Raw genomic sequence first — 18545 nt, forward strand, 5'->3', positions numbered from 1 at the left:
CCTCCGTCCCGCAGCCCACGTCCAACCACCACGCCCAAGGACCTGAGCAATTACCTGTTTGGATGCATGTGCAAACCCAATCACTTTCTTGTCCAGTTCAGCAATGTATACCCTGCTAAAACTGATATTCGACTGTTCTAAAATTTTCACCCACATCTCCGCTCGATCTTTTACGGAAAAGGTTTCTATCGAACGTTTAGGAAGTAAGTCTAAATACGATTCTTTCCATGAATTCACATGCACCTCAGCAATGCTGTCGGCGTCAACTATTGTAGCCATGCGTATTTCATGCATAGATTTCGATCGCTTCTTTTAGTTTCGTATTGTGTTCAGTATAGAATAATTAATCATCGATTATATTTCATGTTATCATAATATATTGGAAAGGCCATAATTTCCGGCGGACTATAAGCGCCGGATCACCGAGGCATTCTCCAGTTTTCTCCCATCCCGCGCCGCGCGCCGTTTTCAGAGAACCGCCAGATCGGCGGCCGGCAGCCACGCCTCTTGAACGTCGCCATCGACGAACCAGCGGCACAGGGCTCGGTCGCCCTCGACGGCGATCACCGTCATGGTCGCTTCGTTGTCGTCCGATGCGACGTAGTCGCCGACTTTGATGTCCAAGGTTCGCCTCGTGTCACGCTACGCGCGACGGTATCGCCGCCGGACTTCCTCGCCAACCTGGCCGGTGCGCCGCGCCTGCGAATCGGTGGCGGAGCGGGGCACGGCCGGATCGGGACACGACGACCGCCGACATGGTAGGATCGATGCCGCATGGACGCCGGTTCCGATCATCCCCTCCACCGTCAGGCCGTCTTCCACCGCGCCGCCCTCCTGTGCGCGGCGATCGCGGCATGGCCGGCATTTGCCGGAGAGCCTGGGCCACCGCGCTTCACCGCCACCTACACGCTGACGTTCCTCGGTCTTCCCGTCGGCGAGGCGAATCTCGCGATGACGCAGGGCGCCGAGCTCTATGCCATCGACCTGAACGCCGCCTTGCGCGGCGTGGCGGGTGTCTTCGTGGACGGATCGGGCAAGGCCTCGGTCTCGGGTGTCGTGTCGCGTGATCGCGCGGTGACCGCCGCCTTCGCGTTCGAGAGCCACTACGCCGGCAAGCCCATCGTCGCTTCCCTACGCCTCGAGAAGGGCCGCGTGCGCGACGCGACGGTGGAGCCGCCGCCGACCCCGCGCCCCGACCGTGTGCCGGTCGCGCCCCAGGACAGGATCGGCGTCGTCGATCCCTTGAGCATGCTGGCCGTCCCACTCGGGGCCGCACCCCTCGCCCCGGCTTTGTGCGACCGGCGCATCCCGGTCTTCGATGGGGCGAGCCGGGCGGACCTCGTCCTGTCGCGCGGGACCGTCGTCGCGGTGGAGGAGGGGGCCTATCGCGGCCCGGCCCTCGATTGCCGCGTACGCTGGGTGCCGATCTCGGGCCACCGCGCGCACGGGACGAACATCCGGCGGATGGCCGCCAACGACGACATGCAGGTTCGCCTCGCGCCGGCTTTGGATGGCGCGGTCCTGCTGCCATTGTCGATCGCGGTGGCGACGGGCTGGGGCACGGTGCGAATCGAGGCGACGCAATGGGGCGCGCCTGCCCCGTCGTTACCGCCCGCCCAAGCGGCGGAGAGCGGCAGCGTCCGGATCCGCCTGCCGAACGCGCGTTAGGACACTGGCCATTCGCGCCAAGCGGGGAAACGGCCGGCGCGTCACGCCGCCGACACGCTCTCCACCCCGCACCATTCGGCCACGAACAGCCCCATCGCGGTGGTGATGCGCTGGACGGAGGCCAGGCTCACCCGCTCGTCGAAGCCGTGGATGTTCTCGCTGATCGGGCCGTAGCACAGGGCCGGCACCCGGTCGTACAAAGCATAGACGCGGGTATCGAGGTAGCTCGGCGACATGAAGCTCTGCAGCTCCGCTCCCGTTGCCCGCCGGTGCGATGCGGCGAGAACGGCTTCCGCCGCCGAGCCCGGCGCCAGGACGTAGCCTTCGGCGAAGAAGCCCTCGAAGCTGACGCGCGGAGGCATGTTCGACAGAAAGGGATCGTCGCGGGCGAAATCGGCGATCGCCGCCTCGACCGCGCGGGCGGCGGCCTTGGCGTCGATGCCCGGATAGAGCGCGATGCGGCACGCGATCCGGCACCAGGCCGGCACCGCGGAGGCCCAGTCGCCGCCCTCGATCCGGCCGATATTGAGGTTGATCGCGTCGGGCTCGCCCTCGAAATATGGCCGCCCGGCCTTGTCGGCGTTCCAGCGCGCTTCGAGCTGGCGCAGCGCGCCGATCACCCGGTAGGTGGCATCGATGGCGTTGGCACCTGCCCCCATCTCGCGGACATGGACCGGGCGCCCGCGCACCTCCACGGTGAACCACAGCACGCCGACATTGGCCCGCACCAGCTTCTCGTCCTCGGGCTCGGGGATCAGCACCGCATCGGCCCGGTAGCCGCGCAGATGCGTCATCAGGGCGCCGTTGCCGGTGGATTCCTCCTCGACCACCGATTGCAGGGTGACGGTGGCGGCGGGTTGCAGGCCGATGCGCGCCAGCGCATCCAGTGCGAACAGGTTGGCGGCGTGGCCCGCCTTCATGTCGGCCGCACCCCGTCCGTACATCCAGTCGCCTTCGATCACCGGATCGAAGGGGGCATGCGTCCACAGATCGGAAGGGCCGGGGGGCACCACGTCAACATGCGCCTGGAGGATGAGCGAGCGCCCGGTCTCGGCGCGCGGACGGTGGATGCCCACCACGATCGGCGCGCGCGAATGCGCCTCGAACACCGCCGCGCCACCCGGATGGGCTGTGAGGGCCTCCGGCTCCATGGCGAACCGATCCATGGCGTAGCCTCGGTCGCGAAACGCGCGGAAGACGAAATCCTGGATCGCGTGCTCGCTCCCCCGCGTCGAACCGAACCGGACCAGCGCCTGGGTGTGGGCGACCTGATCCGGAAATCCCTCCGCGACGGAGGCGACGAGACGGTCGGCGAGGGCGGGATCGAGGGGCATCGGCTCTCCTGTCGGGCGGCGACTCGACGATAGAGCCTGGCGCCGCGTCAGGCGAGGAGTGCGGCGGCGGCAGCCAGCGGCAGGGCGAGGAATGCCGCCGGGCGGATCCAGCCGGGGCGATAGGATACCAGCCCGACCAAGAGCAGGGCCGCCCCGGTGAGCGACCCGAGCCACTGCACCGGTCCGAAATTCCAGTCCGATGTCACCACCGCGGCGGCGAAGGAGGCGAGGATGCCGGCCCATCCGGTCCAGCGCAGCGCCTGCGCCCGCAGGCGTGACGGTGCGCCCGAGAGAATCGCGCGGTGGTGCCGGTCCATGGCGAGGCAGAGCGCGGCGAGGCCGGCAAAGCTCAGGGCGAGGTTGAGGGCGACGGAGGACGGCGTCATGGCAGGGGCGTCATGCGCGGGCCAGTTTGTTCTGGGATTGCGCGGCGGCGGCCGGCCGCGCTCCGGTGTAGCCCGAGACCTTGTGGGCGCCGAAGCCCAGGACCGCGGCGAGGCCGACCATCGCCGCATCGAACCACAGGAAGTCGAAGCCGCGATGGGTGGTGATCGCGCTCACCACCGGCACGGCCAGGAACAGGGAGGCGGCGAGCAGGCCCATCTCGCGCCAGGCGCGGGGGTGCGGCCGGGCGAGCGGCAGGAGTGCGGCGAGCAGCCAGGCGCCGAAGAACACGGCGCCTTCCCAGGTGGCGCGGTGGTCGAGGGCCACCGGCAGCAGGCGGTTGGCGAGGAAGAACGCGGCGATGCCGATGGGCAGGCCCAGGATGGTGCCGATGTTGAGGCCCTGCACCAGGCGCAGGCCGAAGCCCGGCGCGGCGCCGCGCTTGGGTTGGCGGGCGACACTCCACAGCACGAGGCCGGTGGCGATGGTGGCGCTGCCCATCAGCCCGCACAGGAAGAAAAGCACCCGCAGGGCCGGTCCGGCGAAATGCGCCTCGTGCAGCCCGAGGAAACTGGTGAAGACGTGAGCGGCGGGCTTCATCGCGGGGAGCCGCTCGACCACGGCGCCCGACACCGCATCGAACGCGATCTGCGGATGGTGATGGGCGAGGCCCTTGGGCTCCTCGAACACCACCACCACCGTGGCGTTGGCATCCCCCGGATTGTGGACGATCACCATTTCCAGCGGCTCGGAGACCTCCGCCTGCGCGCGAGCGATGAGCGGTGCCAGGGGCTGGGCCGCGCCGGCACGTCCGGCGGCCGGACGCCAAGACGGGCTCTGGGCGCCTTCCACGTAGAAGGTCATCCCGTCGCCCTTGTAGGCGGTGGTGATGCCCCACGGCATGAACATGAAGCCCAGCGTGACGATGCCCGTGTAGGTGATCATCAGGTGGAACGGCAGCGCCAGAACGCCGGTGACGTTGTGGGCGTCGAGCCAGCCGCGCTGGGCCGACCTGTCCCGCCGGAAGGTGAAGAAGTCCGCGAAAATCCGCCGGTGGGTGACGATGCCGCTGATCAGCGCCACGAGGAGCACCATCGCGCAGAGGCCGACGATCCAGCGGCCGACGAGCGGCATCATCTGGAGTTGGTAGTGAAAGCGATAGAGAAAGTCGCCGCCCTGGGTGGCGCGGGCGGTGGTCGGCGCGCCGGTCTCCACGTCGAGCATGGCCTGGCTAATCGGGCTCTCCAGGGTATCGAGCCAGTAGACGCCGATGACCGGGCGGTCCTCCTGCGGCACCGAGACGAACCACGACACCGCCTTGGGCGCACGCTCCTTCAGATACGCGACGCCGCGCTCGGCGGCCTGGACCGGATCGACGGCGCCGGCATGGAGTTCGGGGCGCATCCACAGCGAGATGTCGGTGCGGTAATAGGTGGCCGTGCCGGAGACGAAGACCGCGAACATCACCCAGCCCGTCACCAGACCGGCCCAGGTGTGCAGCCACGCCATCGATTGCCGAAAGCCGTTTCTCATGCGGGGGCACCCGGGGTGAGGACGCTGAGCGCCAGCCAGAGGCCACCGGCCAGGAGCGCGATGGGCAGGCCGAGCCCGAGGGCGGCCTGCGCCAGGGTGCGGGCGGCGAAGACCCAGATCACGGCACCGGCCAGGATGGCGAAGCTGAGCAGCGTCGCCGTCGCCACCGCCTCGGAGCGGACCATCGGCAGGATCAGCGACAGAAGCGCGGTGGCGAGCGCCGCCACCGCATAGCTGCCGAAGATCGCCAGGACGACGCGGCCGGCCACCGCAGCCCGGTAGCGGGCGCCGGATCTCGGGCGGGCATCACGCTTGGCGAGCTCGCCCTTGGGAAAGTCACCCCTGGAAGAGTCGTCCGGCATCGGCGGGCACCTTGCGCTCGTGCGGGTGTTTCGGACCGGAGGCGCGCAACCCGGGCTTGGCCGCCAGGGCAAAGCCGCGCCGCACGGCACGCGCGAAATCTCCGCACCGCTATAGCGAGTCTCATCTTGTGCGGGCAATCGCTATGTTGTGGAACCGTTCCAGGGTTGCTTGCAGGCTCCTGCGATCGACGGCTGAATCCCGTCTGTCGCAGGCCGTATATGGGGATGACGCCAACGCGACCTTCAGAAGCAAGCTGGCCTTGCGGCGTCGCTTGCCCCCTGTCTAAAACCGCTCTTTCTCTGGAGAGCGCGGCACCATGGCCGATACGGTGATGCCCGATACGGTTGAGGCTCCCGACTCCGCGGCCGCCTGCCGGATCGCCTGCGCCACCATCGGCCATCTCGGCACGGCCGTCTGGCAGAGCGCGGTGCCGGTCATCCGCGAGATCACCCTGGAAAATACCGGCGGGGACGATCTGTGCGACGTGGCGCTCACGCTTACCGCCGCCCCGGCGATCCTGCGGCCGCTGACCCTCACCATCGACCGCATCGCGGCCGGTGGCCTGTACCGCATCGTGGCACCGCGCCTCTCCGTCGATGCGGCCGCGTTGGCGAACCTGCGCGAAAGCGGCCTCTGTCGCCTGACCTTGGTGGCGCAGGTCGGCGATGCCGAGATTGGCCGCGAGGCCGTGGACCTGCGGCTGCTGCCGCCCGCGCATTGGGGCGGGGCCGAGGCCGCGCCCGAGCTTCTGGCCGCCTTCGTGCGCCCGAACGATCCGGCGGTGGATGCGCTGCTGCACGCGACCGCCGGCCACCTCCTCCGCGCAGGTCGCTCCAGCGCCCTCGACGGATATCGCGGCGGCACCAAGGCCCGTACCTGGGAGGTGGCGCAGGCGCTCTACGCCGCCCTCGCCGATCTCGGCCTCACCTACGTGCTGCCTCCGGCGAGCTTCGAGCGTGTCGGCCAGAAGGTGCGCAGCCCCGGCGAAATTCTCGACCGGAGGGTCGCCACCTGCCTCGACCTCACGCTGCTGATGGCGGCCTGCTTCGAGCAGGCCGGGCTCAACCCGCTCGTCGTCCTGACGCAGGGGCACGCTTGTATCGGCCTCTGGCTCGGCGACACCTGCCTGCCGCAGGCCGTCGGCGACGACGCCCAGGCCCTGCGCAAGCGCCGCGACCTCGACGACCTGATCCTGATCGAGACGACGCTGCTGACCCAGGCCCCACCGGCACGCTTCGGGGCGGCGCTGGCGGCCGGTGCGCGCCACATCGATGAGGATGCGGTCGCGCCCTTCGAGATGGTGCTGGACCTGCGCCGTGCACGGGCTGCCGGCATCCGCCCGCTCGATGCCGGCGACGCCCCGCGCTCGGAGAGCGCGCCGATCCCGAACGTGCCCCGGAGCCAGGCCTTCGAGGCCGCGCCGAACTTCGTCGAGGACCGGCCGCCCCAGCCGGACCCGCGCCCGGAGCCGCCGCGCGACCGGCTGGAAACCTGGAAGCGGCGCCTGCTCGATCTGACGCTGCGCAACCGCCTCCTCAACTTCAAGCCGGGCAAGGCGAGCGTCGCCCTGCAGGTACCCGAACCGAATGCGCTCGCCGCGCGCCTTGCCGAGGGCGGCCACATCCGTCTTGTGGCGCAGCCCGAGACCGGCGAACACGCCACCCCAACTCAAATCGTCGAGGTCGGTGAAATTCTCACCACATCGCAGGCCGAAGACCTCGAGACCCGGCTCACCGACCTGTTCCGGCTCGCCCGCACCGGCCTCGAAGAGGGCGGCGCCAACGTGCTCCACCTCGCCTTCGGCTTCCTGGTGTGGACCCGCGGCGGCGCCATGGCCCCGGTGCGCGCGCCGTTGTTCCTGGTGCCGGTGGCGCTCACCCGCACCAGCGTCCGCGCGGGCTTCCGGCTGGTGCGCTACGAGGCGGAGGCGGGTCTTAACCCGACGCTGATCGAGATGCTGCGCCAGGACTTCTCCCTGACGCTGCCGGATTTCGACGCCGTCCTGCCCGGTGACGGCATCGACGTCGAAGCCGTCTGGCGCATGGTGCGCGGGGCCGTGCGCGACCTCAAGGGGTTCGAGGTGGTGCCCGAGGTGGCGCTCTCCACCTTCGCCTTCACCAAGGTCCTGATGTGGAAGGATCTGGCCGAGCGCACCGACCTGCTGAAGCGCAACCGGCTAGTGCGCCATCTTCTCGAGACGCCGACCCTGTCCTATGGCGGTGCGGAGGGATTTCCGGCGCCCGAGCGCCTCGATGCGGAGCACCCGCCGCAGACGGTGTTCACGCCGCTCTCGGCGGATTCCTCCCAACTCGCCGCGATCCTGGCGGCCGCGGCGGGCAAGGATTTCGTGCTGTTCGGGCCGCCCGGCACCGGCAAGAGCCAGACCATCGCCAACATGATCACCCAGTGCCTCGCCCTCGGGCGCACGGTCCTGTTCGTGTCGCAGAAGACCGCCGCCCTCGACGTGGTACGCCGCCGCCTCGATGCCGTCGGCCTCGGTGCCTGTTGCCTGGAGGTGCATGCGGCCAAGGCGCAGAAGACCCATGTGCTCGGGCAATTGCGTGAGGCGTGGTCGGCGCGCGGTGCCGAAACGGTGCCGTGGGAGGACGCTTCGGCCGATCTCGCCCGGCACCGCGACGCCCTGAACGGGGTCGTCGACGCCCTCCATGCTTCACGTGAAAACGGGGTTAACGCGCATGCGGCCCTCGGCCGGGTCATCGCCGATGGCGCCTCCGCAGCACCCCGGCTCAGCCTGTCCTGGCCGGATCACACCAGCCATACGCCCGAAACACTGGCGGCCCTGCGGGCTCACGCGACCACCTTGGCGACGCTGCTGCCGGCGGTCGGCGCGGTGGCAGACCATCCGCTGCGCGGCATCGGCGCGGTGGAGTGGTCGCCCCTGTGGCGGGCCGAGATGGAGCGGGCGATCGCCGAGTTGTCCCGTTCACTCCCGCCCTTCGCAGACGCGGTGCCGGCCTTCGCCGAGGCGCTCGGCCTGACGGGCATGGCCGAGACCTGGGACGGAGCCCGCGCCGTCGTCGCCTTGAGCGGCGCCCTGTTCCGGCCCGAGGCGCGGGCCGGCTTGCGCTTTGCCGGGCCGGATGGCGCGCTGCTGCGGCAGGCACTGGAAGCCCGCCGCCTGCATGAGGTCGCGCGGGCAGAGCGCGAATCCCGCCTGTCCGGCCAATACGCCGATTCGGTCCACGACGCCGATCCGGCCCGGCTCCTCTCCGAATGGCGCGCCGCCAAGGGTGCGAACCTCCTGCTGCGCGGGTCCCGGCTCAAGCGTATCCGCCGGATGCTGGAAGCGGATGCGCGCGGCCCGCTTCCCCCCGATCTCGGCACCGATCTGGCGACGCTGGTCGAACTCGGCCGCCTGCGCATGGCTGGGCCGATGCTCGCCGGCACCCTAGAACGGGCCTTTTCGGAACTCGGACCGCCCTGGTCGGATCCGAGCCTTCCGGCCGACGGCTTTACTGCGGCGGTGACATGGGCGAACCGGATCGCCCCGGTCCTCGCCCACCTCGCGCCGCAGGGCGGCGGCCCCGATGCCCTGCGGTCACGCCTCGGCGACCTGATCGGCGCCGGCGATGGCCGGATGCAGCCGGGCGGCGCTCTGATGCTGGCGCGTGAGACGCTCGCGGACACGCGCCGTCCCGCCCTGCGTGCCCTCGAGGCGCTCAATCGCCTCGCCGGCCGGGACAGACTCGACCAGCCCCTCGGCGTCGGTCCCGGCTGGTCCGACACGACTCTCGCCATCGCCGCGCGCTGGGCCGCTGCCCTGCCGAAAGCGCAGGCCTGGACTGGCTGGCGCTGCGCCGCGCGCGATGCCGCCGCCATCGGGCTCGGGCCACTGGTCGAGGCCAGCGAGGCCGGCACTGTGCCGGCCGACGACATCCCGGCGGCGTTCGAGGGCGCCTATGCGCGCTGGTGGATCGACCACGTGGTGACCCACGATTCCCGCCTGCGCAGCTTTCGCGGCCCGGGTCATGCGGCGGAGATCGCGCGGTTCCGCGCCGCCGATACCCGGCTCGGCGCACTGGCGGGGGCGGCGGTGCGCGCCCGCATCGGTGCGGTGCCGGACGCGAACGCCTTCGGGGCCGACCCCGAATGGGGCACGCTCGCCCGCGAGATCGCCAAGCGCGCCCGCCACCTGCCCCTGCGCACCCTGTTTGCGCGCATGCCCAACGCGCTGACCCGTCTCACCCCGTGCGTGATGATGAGCCCGCTCTCCATCGCCCAGCACTGGCCGGCCGACGCCCCGCCGTTCGATGTGGTGATTTTCGACGAGGCCTCGCAGATCACGCCCTGGGATGCCATCGGCGCCATCGCGCGCGGACGCCAGACCGTGATCGTCGGCGACCCCGAGCAATTGCCGCCCACCAGCGTCGGCGAGCGGATCGGCGAGGACGGGCCGGACACGGCGGATGTGCCCGACCAGGAGAGCATCCTCGACGAGTGCCTCGCCGCCGATCTGCCGCGGATGCGCCTGTCGTGGCATTATCGCAGCCGCCACGAGAGCCTGATCGCGTTCTCGAACCGGCACTATTATCGCGGCGGTCTCATCACGTTCCCGTCGCCGGTCACGGCGGACCGGGCGGTGCGGCTGATTACGGTGGCGGATGGTCTCTATGAGCGCGGGGCCGCGCGGGTGAACCGCCCTGAGGCCCGCGCCGTGGTGGCGGACGTGGTGGCGCGCCTGCGCGATCCCGGCCTGACGGACTCCCTCGGCATCGTCACCTTCAACGGCGAGCAGCAGCGTCTGATCGAAAACCTGCTCGATGCCGAGCGCCGGGCCGATCCGGGCCTCGACCGCCACTTCGACCCCCGCACCAGTCCCGAACCGGTCTTCGTCAAGAACCTCGAGACCGTGCAGGGCGACGAGCGCGACGTGATCCTGTTCTCGGTGGCCGTCGGCCCCGATGGGGCGGGGCGGATCACCGGCCAGATCAGCTCGCTCAACCGCGAGGGTGGCCACCGCCGGCTCAACGTCGCCATCACCCGCGCCCGGCGCGCGCTGCTGGTCTTCGCCTCCCTTCTGCCGGAGCAGATCGACCTCGGGCGGGGCACGGCCCGCGGCATCCGTGATTTCAAGCACTTCCTGGAGTTCGCCGAGCGCGGGGCGCCAGCCCTGGACGCGGCCTCGGCGCCCACCGGGCGAGATGTGGAATCGCCTTTTGAGGCCTCCGTCATGGCGGCCCTCGAAGCGCGCGGCTGGCGGGTGGTGCCGCAGGTCGGGGTGTCGTCCTTCCGCATCGATCTCGGGATCGTCCATCCGGATGCGCCGGGCCGCTACCTCGCGGGCGTCGAATGCGACGGGGCGACCTATCATTCGGCGGCCACCGCGCGCGACCGCGACCGCCTGCGCCACGGAATCCTCACCGGCCTCGGCTGGCGCCTGCACCGGGTCTGGAGCACCGATTGGTGGATCGACGCGGACGGTGCGCTCGCCCGCCTCGACGCCGGCTTGCGCGCCGACCTCGATGCGGACCGCGCCGTGCCGATACCCGAGGCTCCAAGCCTCTACGCCGAGCGGCCAGCCCCGCCGCCGCTCTACCGCATGGCGGATCTGACCGGACTCGAACCGGAGGCGGCGCGCTTCCACGACCCGGCCTACGACGCGAGGCTGGCCGCCATGGTCGACGCGGTGATCGTGGCCGAGGGGCCGGTGTTTTTCGAGCTTCTCGTGGCGCGCCTGATGCGCGCGCACGGCCTCGCCCGCACCACCGCACGTCTGCGCGACCGGGTGCTCGGGCTCATCGACGGTGCGGTGGTGCGAAGCGTCGAGGACGAGCGCCTGGTGCTCTGGCCTCCGGACGCCGAACCGTCGCGTCCGGTGCGGTTCCGCCCCGCGGAGGGTGAGGCGCGCGACGTCGCCGACATTCCGCTGGCCGAACTCGCCGGGCTCGCCGCCGCCCTCGATCCCGACGGCGTGTCCGACGATATGCCCGAGCGGATGGCCGGGTCTCTCGGCATCGGCCGCCTGCGGGAGGCGACTCGGGCGCGACTGGAGCGGGCGGTGGTCCTGGCACGGGCGACGGAGCACGATTCCGATCCTGAAGCCGATCGCGTCGAATCGTGTTGACGGGCCGGGCAAGCGGGTCTGTATCGGAGAAAGCCGGGGTAACATGCCGGCACAGCACCTTTGGGATGCCTGTCGGGCTCCCATCCAAATGACTGAAACCACGTGACCGCAAGCCCTGCTCGTCCCCCGATCCGCTTTCGCGGCCGTTCCTTCATGGCGCTGGTTCTGGCGCCGGTGCCACCGGTTGCCGAGTGGCTGGAGGAACTCGACGCCCTGTCGCGGCGCTCGCCCGCCTTCTTCGTCGGTCGGCCGGTGATCCTCGATGTGTCGGGCGCCGGGCTCGATCGCGAGGGATTGCGCGCCCTGGTGGCGGAACTGGCGGCGCGCGATGTCGCCGTGATGGGTATCGAGGGTGCGGGGCCAGGAATGCTCGGCGACGGGCTGCCGCCGCCGCCGGCTGGCGGACGGCCGGTGGACGAGGTCGCGATCCCCGATGCGCAAGGATCAGATGCACAGGCGCCCGACTCGACGGTGCCGGTACTCCCGGCGGCTTCGACCTCCGCCCGCTCGCTGATCCTCGATGCACCCGTGCGCTCGGGCCAGACGGTGCTGCATCTCGAAGGCGACATCACCGTGATGGGCTCGGTGGCCTCGGGGGCCGAGGTGATCGCCGGGGGCTCGCTCCACGTCTACGGCGCTCTGCGCGGCCGGGCCATCGCAGGCGCGGCCGGCAACCCCGACGCGCGTATCACCTGCCGCAAGTTCGAGCCCGAACTGATCGCCATCGACGGGCTCTACCGCACCGCCGACGATCTCGGGCCGGTCCAGCGTGGCCTGCCGGCCCAGGTCCGGCTCGAGGGCGACGCCATCAAGGTCGTCGGCCTGGATTGAGCGGGGAAGCGCTTTAAACCCGCGAGACGGCCTCCGACGAGGGGGGCGGTTGCGTCCCGCACCCCTCGCGCTCGATGCTGCGGTGCGGTAGGTAGCCCTTTCTTCGTGGGTCGCTTCCTGCCCGCGCCCGCTCGGCGAATCGTGACCCCAGAATGATCCAGATCGAAGACCTCACCTTCAACGCCTGGGGCCGGCGCTTCTTCGACAAGGCCAGCGTCGCGGTGCCGCCGGGCGCCAAGGTCGGTCTCGTCGGGCGCAACGGCGTCGGCAAATCGACCCTGTTCAAGATCATCCTCGGAGAGTTGCAGCCCGATAGCGGCCTGATCCTGCTGCCGAAGACCGCCCGAGTGGCGAGCGTCGACCAGGAGCATCCGGCGACCCCGGTGAGCCTCATCGACACGATCCTGGCCGCCGATCTCGAACGCGAGGCGCTCAACCTCGAACTCGAGACCGCCGAGCCCGAGCGCATGGGCGAGATCTACGGGCGCCTCATCGAGATCGACGCCGATCGGGCCCCGGCGCGGGCCGGCGAAATCCTGGCCGGCCTCGGCTTCTCGGTGGCGGACCTGACGCGGCCGATGGCGGAGTTCTCCGGCGGCTGGCGTATGCGCGTGGCGCTAGCCGCCGCGCTTTTCGCCGAGCCCGACATGCTGCTGCTCGACGAGCCGACCAACTACCTCGATCTCGAAGGCGCCCTGTGGCTGGAGGCGCGGCTCAAGCGCTACCCGCACTCCGCCCTCATCATCTCGCATGACCGCGAATTGTTGAACAACTCGGTGGACGCCATCCTGCACGTCTCGGGCGAGAAGCTCGAACTCTACACCGGCGGCTACGACGATTTCGAGAAGCGCCGGGCGGAGAAGGCGCGTCTCCAGGCCTCCACCAAGGTGAAGCAGGAGGCCGAGCGCGCCCACCTCCAGAGCTTCGTCGATCGGTTCAAGGCGTCCGCCTCGAAGGCGGCCCAGGCCCAGTCGCGCATGAAGCGTCTGGCCAAGATGGAGCCCATCGCCACCACCATCGAAGAGCATGTGGCGCCGTTTCATTTGCCGTCGCCGAAGCGCCCGCTCGCCCCGCCGCTGATGCACCTCACCGATGCCACCATCGGTTATGGCGACGACGCGCCGATCCTGCGCGATCTCAACCTCACCCTCGACGTGGATGATCGCATCGGCCTTCTGGGCGTCAACGGCGCCGGAAAATCCACTTTCGCCAAGATGGCGGCGGGCGCGCTCAAGGTCCGGGACGGCCGGATGGTGCGCGAAGGGCGGGTCCAGGTCGGCTGGTTCCACCAGCACCAGATCGAGGCGCTCGATCCGAAGGACACGCCCCTCGCCATCATCCGCCGCGAGCGGCCCGACGACAGCGAATCGGCCCGGCGCGCCAAGCTCGCGAGCTTCGGGCTGAACTTCGACAAGCAAGAGACGACGGTGGACGCCCTTTCGGGCGGTGAGCGGGCGCGACTGCTTTTGAACTTGGTGGCGATGCAGGCGCCGCACCTGCTGATCCTCGACGAGCCGACCAACCACCTCGACATCGACAGCCGCCGCGCCCTGCTCGATGCGCTCAACGATTACGCCGGCGCGGTGATCCTCATCACCCACGATCGCTCGCTGATGGAACTCGTCGCCGACCGCCTGTGGCTGGCTGCGGACAACACGGTCAAGCCGTTCGCCGGCGATATGGACGATTACGCCCGGTTCGTCCTCGACCGGACCAAGTCCGGACAGCGCGCGCCGGGTCAGGGCCGGGAGAAGAAGGCCAAGCGCCGGGCGGCATGAGCCGGGCGGGGGCCGAGGTTACATCCGGTTCCCGCATCTCGGCGCCGGAGACCGCCCCAGCGGCCTCGCGCGGGAGCGTGACGATTCACTCCGCCATCTGAAGGGCTCGTTCGATCGAGGCCTTCACTTCGCTCCGGCGCTTCAAGATGAGCGCCGGGACGGACAGGCGCGATGTCGCCGACCCGAGGGGCGGCGACATCCGAAACGTCCTATTTGCGCAGGATCTTGGTGACGAGACGGCCGAGCGGCGAACTCGACCCGTCGTTGCGGTCGTCGCGCACCACGGGGCGGTCTTCGTTGCCGAGGATCTTGCTGACGAGGCGTCCGATGAGGCTCATGGCTGGCTCCTGTATGACGGTGAGCGCCGACGACAACGGCGCAGCTTGACCCATCAACACGCAGGTCCTGTCACCTGTTCCGCGGGGGCCGCGCCGTCGCACGGCATCGGGCTTGCTGACGCCCACGAAACACGCGAGGCCGGATGACCGACAAGCTGCTTCATGCCGGCGCGAGCCTGGCCTTTCTCGTCGCCATCGGCATCCTGTTCTCCACCAACCGCCGGGCCATCAATCCGCGGGTCGTGGTGTCGGCGTTGCTTCTCCAGGTGGCGCTCGGTGCCCTCGTGCTGTTCGTGCCCTGGGGCCGGGCCGGCCTCGCGGCCGCCGCCACCCTGGTCCAGACCGTTCTCGGCTACGGCGACCGCGGCACCGCCTTCCTGTTCGGCGGCCTCGTCGAGCCGCGTATGTTCGAACTCTTCGGCGGCAGCGGCTTCATCCTGGCGCTGCGCATCCTGCCGCAGATCCTCTATGTCTCGGCGCTCATCACCGTCCTCTACCATTTCGGGGTGATGCAGGCGGCCGCCCGCGCCATCGGATCGGTGCTGCAGCGGGTGATCGGCACCTCGCGCATCGAAACGTTCTCGGCGGTGATCACCATCGCCATCGGGCAGAGCGAGATCGCCATCGCGCTGCGGCCCTTCCTGATGGCTCTGACCTCGGCCGAGTTGTTCGCGGTGATGTCGAGCGGCGCGGCCTCCACCGCCGGGACCATCCTGGCGGGCTACGCGGCCTTGGGGGTGCCGATGGAGTACCTGCTGGCGGCCAGCGTCATGGCGATTCCGGGCGGCCTCCTCTACGCGAAGATCCTGGTGCCGACGACGGAGCCGACCCGGATCACCACCACCGACGTCACCTTCGCGGAGACGCGGGCCGTCAACGTCATCGAGGCGGCGGCCGACGGCACCCAGAAGGGGCTCGCGGTGGCCGTGTCGGTGGGCGCGATGCTGATCGCCTTCACCGGGCTCATCGCCCTCGTCAACGGCTTTGCCGGCTGGGCCGGCGGCTGGTTCGGACTGCCCGCCCTGAGTCTCGAGGGCGTGCTCGGGGCCGCGTTCGCGCCGCTGGCGTGGCTTCTCGGCGTCCCCTGGAGCGAGGCCGGTTTCGTCGGCGCGGCGCTCGGCCAGAAGATCGCGTTCAACGAATTCTTGGCCTACGCCCAGCTCTCGCCGGTGCTGAAGGCGGGCACCCTCGATCCCCGCACGGCGGCGATCCTGTGCTTTGCCTTGTGCGGCTTTGCCAACCTCACTTCGGTGGCGATCCAACTCGCGAGCCTGTCGAGTCTGGCGCCCGAACGCCGCCCCGAGATCGCCCGGTTCGGCCTGCGCGCGATCCTGGCCGGGACCCTGTCGAACCTCACGAGCGCGGCGCTGGCGGGCTTGTTCCTCGCGGGCTGACCCCGATCGCCGGGGCCGGCCGCCCACGGGATAACGCGAAAAAACCGCGCGGAGTGTGGTTCACACGCCGCGCGGTCGTCGGATCGCGGGAGGCCGGCTCAAGCCGCCTGGCGCCGGGGCGCGAGCGAGACGGGCAGTTCGATATCGACGCCGAGGGTCGAGACGTCCTTGCCACGCTCCAGACGGATCTGGACCTTGTCCTGCTCGACGATGACGTGCTTGGCGATCACCGCGAGGATTTCCTCGCGAAGGATCATCACGAGGTCGGAGCCGCCGGCACCCCCGCGCTCATGAGCGAGGATGAGTTGCAGGCGATCGCGCGCCACCGGCGCCGAACCGCGCCGATTGAACAGGTTGAGGAGGCTCATGCTGCCCTCCGTGTGAACAGCTTGTTGAGAAGGGATTTCTTGTCGGACGGCACCGACATCGGCACCGTCTCGCCCTTGAGCCGGCGGACCGCATCGATATAGGCGCGGGCCGGGGCGGAGAGCGGGTTGTTGAGCGTCACCGGGCAGCCGACATTGGAGGCGCGCAGCACTTCCATGCTCTCGGGGATGATGGCGAGCAGCGGGATCGAGAGGATCTCGAGCACGTCGTCGATCTTGAGCATGTCGCCGCGGTCGGCGCGGGCGGCATCGTAGCGGGTGAGGATGAGGTGCTTCTCCATGGTCTCGCCGCGCTCGGCCTTGAGCGTCTTCGAGTCGAGGAGCCCGATGATCCGATCGGAATCGCGCACCGAGGAGACCTCGGGGTTGGTGACGACGACGGCGAGATCGGCGTGGCGCATGGCCAGGGTCGCGCCGCGCTCGATGCCGGCGGGAGAATCGCAGATCACCCAGTCGAACTTTTCGCGCAGCTCGTCCATGACGCGGGCGATGCCCTCGTCGGTGAGCGCGTCCTTGTCGCGGGTCTGCGAGGCGGGCAGCAGCGAGAGGTTCTCGAGCCGCTTGTCGCGGATGAGCGCCTGGTTGAGCTTGGCGTCGCCGTTGACCACGTTGATGAGGTCGTAGACCACGCGCCGCTCGGCGCCCATCACGAGGTCGAGATTGCGCAGGCCGACGTCGAAATCGACCACTGCCACGCTTTGGCCCGCCTGCGCGAGCGCTGCACCGAGTGCTGCCGTCGTCGTCGTCTTGCCGACGCCGCCCTTACCTGATGTCACGACCAGAACTTTGGCCATACGAGCTAACTCCTCAATCCAAGGATGCGAATTTGATGGCGCCGCCATCGAGCCAGATCTGCACGGCTTGGCCGCGCAGGTGGGTACCCATGTCCTCGGCCGTGCGGACGAGGCGGTCGATGCCGAGAAGCTCGGGCTCGAACTTGCGGCAGCAGATGCGGGCGCGCGGGTTGCGTGCGGCGCCTGCGATGGCTCGGCCACGCAGCGCGCCGTAGACGTGGATGGATCCGCCGGCGAGGATCTCGGCCCCGGAGGAGACCGAGCCCATCACGGTGACGTCGCCGGTGGGGTGGACGATCGACTGGCCGGAACGGACCGAGCCCTCGATGGTGAGCGACGTGGTGGCCGGTTCCGGAGGCGCCTGGGGCACTTCGGGCTCTAGCTGCACGGGAATCTCCACCGTGTTCACCAACCGACCGCCGGACAGCAGGGGCGGGCGCCCCGGGCCGACGAGGGTCAGGTCCGTGCCCTCGATGCCGAGGATGCGGATATGGCGGTGGCCGAGTTCGGCGAGCAAGGCGTCGAGGTCGCCGACCTTGGGGGCGAGGCCCGCAACGTCGAGGATCAGGGCGCGCCCGTCGAACAGGGTCGGCGAACGCTTCAGCGCCGCATCGAGATCGGCGAACCAATCGGGAAGCGGGGTCTCCGGGGCCAGCACGAGCGACTTGAAGGCGCGGCCTCGAAGCTGGACGGATCGGCGGGGGGGGCTTTCGCTGGTCACGGGCTCTCGCGATTCCTTACCAGACCATTGATGCCCGGTATGGTTACCGCTTCGTTAACGACCCGTGTTCAAAGGATTAAAGATTGCTCCGGTCCCGGGATGCCGTGATCCCGGCAGGTGCCTCCGGCCGCCGCGCGCCGCGCTATTCTGCCGAGGGCGCCGCTGCCGGATCGAAACCATCGTCCTGCGGCGCTTGCGGCTTCTTTGGAGGCTTTGGACGGGGCGGCGGTGGCAGGCGTCGCTTGGCCTGAACCTGCGCCGTGGCCGGGACAGGCTTTTTCTCCACCGCGACGACGGGAAGTTTGGCCGCCGTGCCGGCCGCCACCGGTGGATTGTGGAGCGCCGATTGCCGAACCGGCCCGGGGGGGCCGGGCGGGCCCGCGGGTCCAGGCGGTCCTGTCAGTCCAACTGGTCCGCGCGGGCCGATCTGCGTGGGTTGTGGCGTCACCGTGCCGGTCATCTTGGCGGTTCCGGGCTCGCCCGGTGGTCCTTGCTGTCCGCAATTGCCGACGACGGCCTCAAAGGTTCTACCGTCGATCACGACGCCGACGATACAGCGCGCCGGGTGGTAGACCTCTTCGAACTGAAACTTGCCGGCATCGTCCGACTCCGTGTTGAAGCGGTCCTCCAGCACGACGGGCATGTGGGGCCGCTCGGTGGTGCCCACGACGATGAGTTTCCCCGTCGCGATGGCGGCAACACTGATATCGGACGCAGCCCAGGAAAGGTTTGTGCACGTCATCAGCGGGACGCTACTGGTGCCGATGAGGAGACAGGCCGCTCGAAGAACAGGTTTCAAGGCGATTCAAACCCTGCGCGGACGCATCATTTACGCAGATCAAGACGTAACGAGCGATGCGGCCTGAATCAAATCGATTTTTCGTAATTGCTCAGGTGGTCAGAACGAAGCTGACACTGGGGTGAGGATTGGCAGGC

At 69.4% G+C, this 18545-nt stretch carries 16 protein-coding genes and 1 pseudogene; 6 read left to right on the forward strand and 11 right to left on the reverse strand.

The window, feature by feature from the left end; translation table 11 throughout:
• A pseudogene (locus tag G3T14_RS20555) lies at positions 1–294 on the reverse strand (hypothetical protein); the annotation flags it as partial.
• Between the two features lie 174 nt (positions 295–468).
• Positions 469–624, reverse strand: coding sequence for a hypothetical protein (locus G3T14_RS24760; RefSeq protein ID WP_204262972.1), 156 nt, complete (start codon positions 622–624; stop codon positions 469–471).
• A 150-nt stretch (positions 625–774) separates the two neighbouring features.
• On the opposite strand from G3T14_RS24760, the gene G3T14_RS20560 reads away from it, so the two are divergent.
• Positions 775–1668, forward strand: a complete 894-nt coding sequence (locus G3T14_RS20560; protein ID WP_163644403.1) for a DUF3108 domain-containing protein — start codon at positions 775–777, stop codon at positions 1666–1668.
• A 41-nt stretch (positions 1669–1709) separates the two neighbouring features.
• Here G3T14_RS20560 and G3T14_RS20565 read toward each other — a convergent pair whose 3' ends face one another.
• Genes G3T14_RS20565 through G3T14_RS20580 form a run of 4 tightly spaced genes read right to left on the reverse strand, consistent with a single transcriptional unit; the run spans position 1710 to position 5281 of the window.
• The gene (locus tag G3T14_RS20565; RefSeq protein WP_163644404.1) at positions 1710–3002 is read right to left on the reverse strand and encodes an ArgE/DapE family deacylase; all 1293 of its coding nucleotides are present in this window, start codon (positions 3000–3002) and stop codon (positions 1710–1712) included.
• Positions 3003–3049: 47 nt separating this feature from the next.
• Complete coding sequence (locus tag G3T14_RS20570; protein WP_163644405.1) at positions 3050–3388, reverse strand: DUF3325 domain-containing protein; 339 nt, start codon at positions 3386–3388, stop codon at positions 3050–3052.
• Positions 3389–3398: 10 nt separating this feature from the next.
• Positions 3399–4919, reverse strand: a complete 1521-nt coding sequence (locus G3T14_RS20575; protein WP_163644406.1) for a PepSY-associated TM helix domain-containing protein — start codon at positions 4917–4919, stop codon at positions 3399–3401.
• Positions 4916–5281, reverse strand: a complete 366-nt coding sequence (locus G3T14_RS20580) for an iron transporter (RefSeq protein WP_246733456.1) — start codon at positions 5279–5281, stop codon at positions 4916–4918. Before G3T14_RS20580 ends, G3T14_RS20575 begins: the two co-directional genes overlap by 4 nt.
• Positions 5282–5598: 317 nt before the next feature.
• Here G3T14_RS20580 and G3T14_RS20585 point away from each other — a divergent pair, with 317 nt between their 5' ends.
• The 3 genes from G3T14_RS20585 to G3T14_RS20595 all read left to right on the forward strand — a co-directional run bounded on the left by G3T14_RS20585 (position 5599) and on the right by G3T14_RS20595 (position 13976).
• Positions 5599–11367, forward strand: a complete 5769-nt coding sequence (locus G3T14_RS20585) for a DUF3320 domain-containing protein (protein ID WP_246733457.1) — start codon at positions 5599–5601, stop codon at positions 11365–11367.
• A 153-nt stretch (positions 11368–11520) separates the two neighbouring features.
• Positions 11521–12198 carry a septum site-determining protein MinC gene (gene minC, locus G3T14_RS20590; protein WP_204262976.1) on the forward strand — a complete coding sequence of 226 codons (678 nt, stop codon included), beginning with the start codon at positions 11521–11523 and terminating at the stop codon, positions 12196–12198.
• 152 nt (positions 12199–12350) lie between these two features.
• Complete coding sequence (locus G3T14_RS20595) at positions 12351–13976, forward strand: ABC-F family ATP-binding cassette domain-containing protein (protein WP_163644408.1); 1626 nt, start codon at positions 12351–12353, stop codon at positions 13974–13976.
• A 209-nt stretch (positions 13977–14185) separates the two neighbouring features.
• Here the strand turns inward: G3T14_RS20595 and G3T14_RS20600 are convergent, their stop codons facing one another.
• Positions 14186–14314 carry a TFIIS helical bundle-like domain containing protein gene (locus G3T14_RS20600; protein ID WP_163644409.1) on the reverse strand — a complete coding sequence of 43 codons (129 nt, stop codon included), beginning with the start codon at positions 14312–14314 and terminating at the stop codon, positions 14186–14188.
• 143 nt (positions 14315–14457) lie between these two features.
• Here G3T14_RS20600 and G3T14_RS20605 point away from each other — a divergent pair, with 143 nt between their 5' ends.
• Positions 14458–15708 (forward strand): nucleoside transporter C-terminal domain-containing protein, encoded by a 1251-nt coding sequence (locus G3T14_RS20605; protein WP_163644410.1) that lies wholly within the window; start codon positions 14458–14460, stop codon positions 15706–15708.
• Between the two features lie 98 nt (positions 15709–15806).
• Here the strand turns inward: G3T14_RS20605 and minE are convergent, their stop codons facing one another.
• The 4 genes from minE to G3T14_RS20625 form a co-directional block, all read right to left on the reverse strand.
• Positions 15807–16076, reverse strand: coding sequence for a cell division topological specificity factor MinE (minE, locus tag G3T14_RS20610; protein WP_163644411.1), 270 nt, complete (start codon positions 16074–16076; stop codon positions 15807–15809).
• Positions 16073–16888 carry a septum site-determining protein MinD gene (gene minD, locus G3T14_RS20615; RefSeq protein ID WP_163644412.1) on the reverse strand — a complete coding sequence of 272 codons (816 nt, stop codon included), beginning with the start codon at positions 16886–16888 and terminating at the stop codon, positions 16073–16075. Before minD ends, minE begins: the two co-directional genes overlap by 4 nt.
• A 13-nt stretch (positions 16889–16901) precedes the next feature.
• The gene (gene minC / locus G3T14_RS20620) at positions 16902–17609 is read right to left on the reverse strand and encodes a septum site-determining protein MinC (protein WP_163644413.1); all 708 of its coding nucleotides are present in this window, start codon (positions 17607–17609) and stop codon (positions 16902–16904) included.
• A 142-nt stretch (positions 17610–17751) separates the two neighbouring features.
• Positions 17752–18276, reverse strand: coding sequence for a hypothetical protein (locus tag G3T14_RS20625; protein ID WP_204262973.1), 525 nt, complete (start codon positions 18274–18276; stop codon positions 17752–17754).
• Between the two features lie 4 nt (positions 18277–18280).
• Between G3T14_RS20625 and G3T14_RS24765 the strand changes: the two genes are divergently transcribed.
• Positions 18281–18475: a hypothetical protein gene (locus tag G3T14_RS24765; protein ID WP_204262974.1), complete on the forward strand. Its 195-nt coding sequence runs from the start codon at positions 18281–18283 to the stop codon at positions 18473–18475.
• Positions 18476–18545 lie beyond the last annotated feature (70 nt).

The sequence above is a fragment of the Methylobacterium sp. BTF04 genome, from assembly GCF_010692745.1.
Classification (GTDB): Bacteria; Pseudomonadota; Alphaproteobacteria; order Rhizobiales; family Beijerinckiaceae; genus Methylobacterium.

Coding starts and splice junctions, on each gene's coding strand:
- G3T14_RS20605 (WP_163644410.1), top strand. CDS start 14,458: ATGACCGACAAGCTGCTTCATGCCGGCGCGAGCCTGGCCTTTCTCGTC.
- minD (WP_163644412.1), bottom strand. CDS start 16,888: ATGGCCAAAGTTCTGGTCGTGACATCAGGTAAGGGCGGCGTCGGCAAG.
- G3T14_RS20560 (WP_163644403.1), top strand. CDS start 775: ATGGACGCCGGTTCCGATCATCCCCTCCACCGTCAGGCCGTCTTCCAC.
- G3T14_RS24765 (WP_204262974.1), top strand. CDS start 18,281: ATGAGTTTCCCCGTCGCGATGGCGGCAACACTGATATCGGACGCAGCC.
- G3T14_RS20585 (WP_246733457.1), top strand. CDS start 5,599: ATGGCCGATACGGTGATGCCCGATACGGTTGAGGCTCCCGACTCCGCG.
- G3T14_RS20580 (WP_246733456.1), bottom strand. CDS start 5,281: ATGCCGGACGACTCTTCCAGGGGTGACTTTCCCAAGGGCGAGCTCGCC.
- G3T14_RS20575 (WP_163644406.1), bottom strand. CDS start 4,919: ATGAGAAACGGCTTTCGGCAATCGATGGCGTGGCTGCACACCTGGGCC.
- G3T14_RS20600 (WP_163644409.1), bottom strand. CDS start 14,314: ATGAGCCTCATCGGACGCCTCGTCAGCAAGATCCTCGGCAACGAAGAC.
- minC (WP_204262976.1), top strand. CDS start 11,521: ATGGCGCTGGTTCTGGCGCCGGTGCCACCGGTTGCCGAGTGGCTGGAG.
- minE (WP_163644411.1), bottom strand. CDS start 16,076: ATGAGCCTCCTCAACCTGTTCAATCGGCGCGGTTCGGCGCCGGTGGCG.
- G3T14_RS20565 (WP_163644404.1), bottom strand. CDS start 3,002: ATGCCCCTCGATCCCGCCCTCGCCGACCGTCTCGTCGCCTCCGTCGCG.
- G3T14_RS20570 (WP_163644405.1), bottom strand. CDS start 3,388: ATGACGCCGTCCTCCGTCGCCCTCAACCTCGCCCTGAGCTTTGCCGGC.
- G3T14_RS20595 (WP_163644408.1), top strand. CDS start 12,351: ATGATCCAGATCGAAGACCTCACCTTCAACGCCTGGGGCCGGCGCTTC.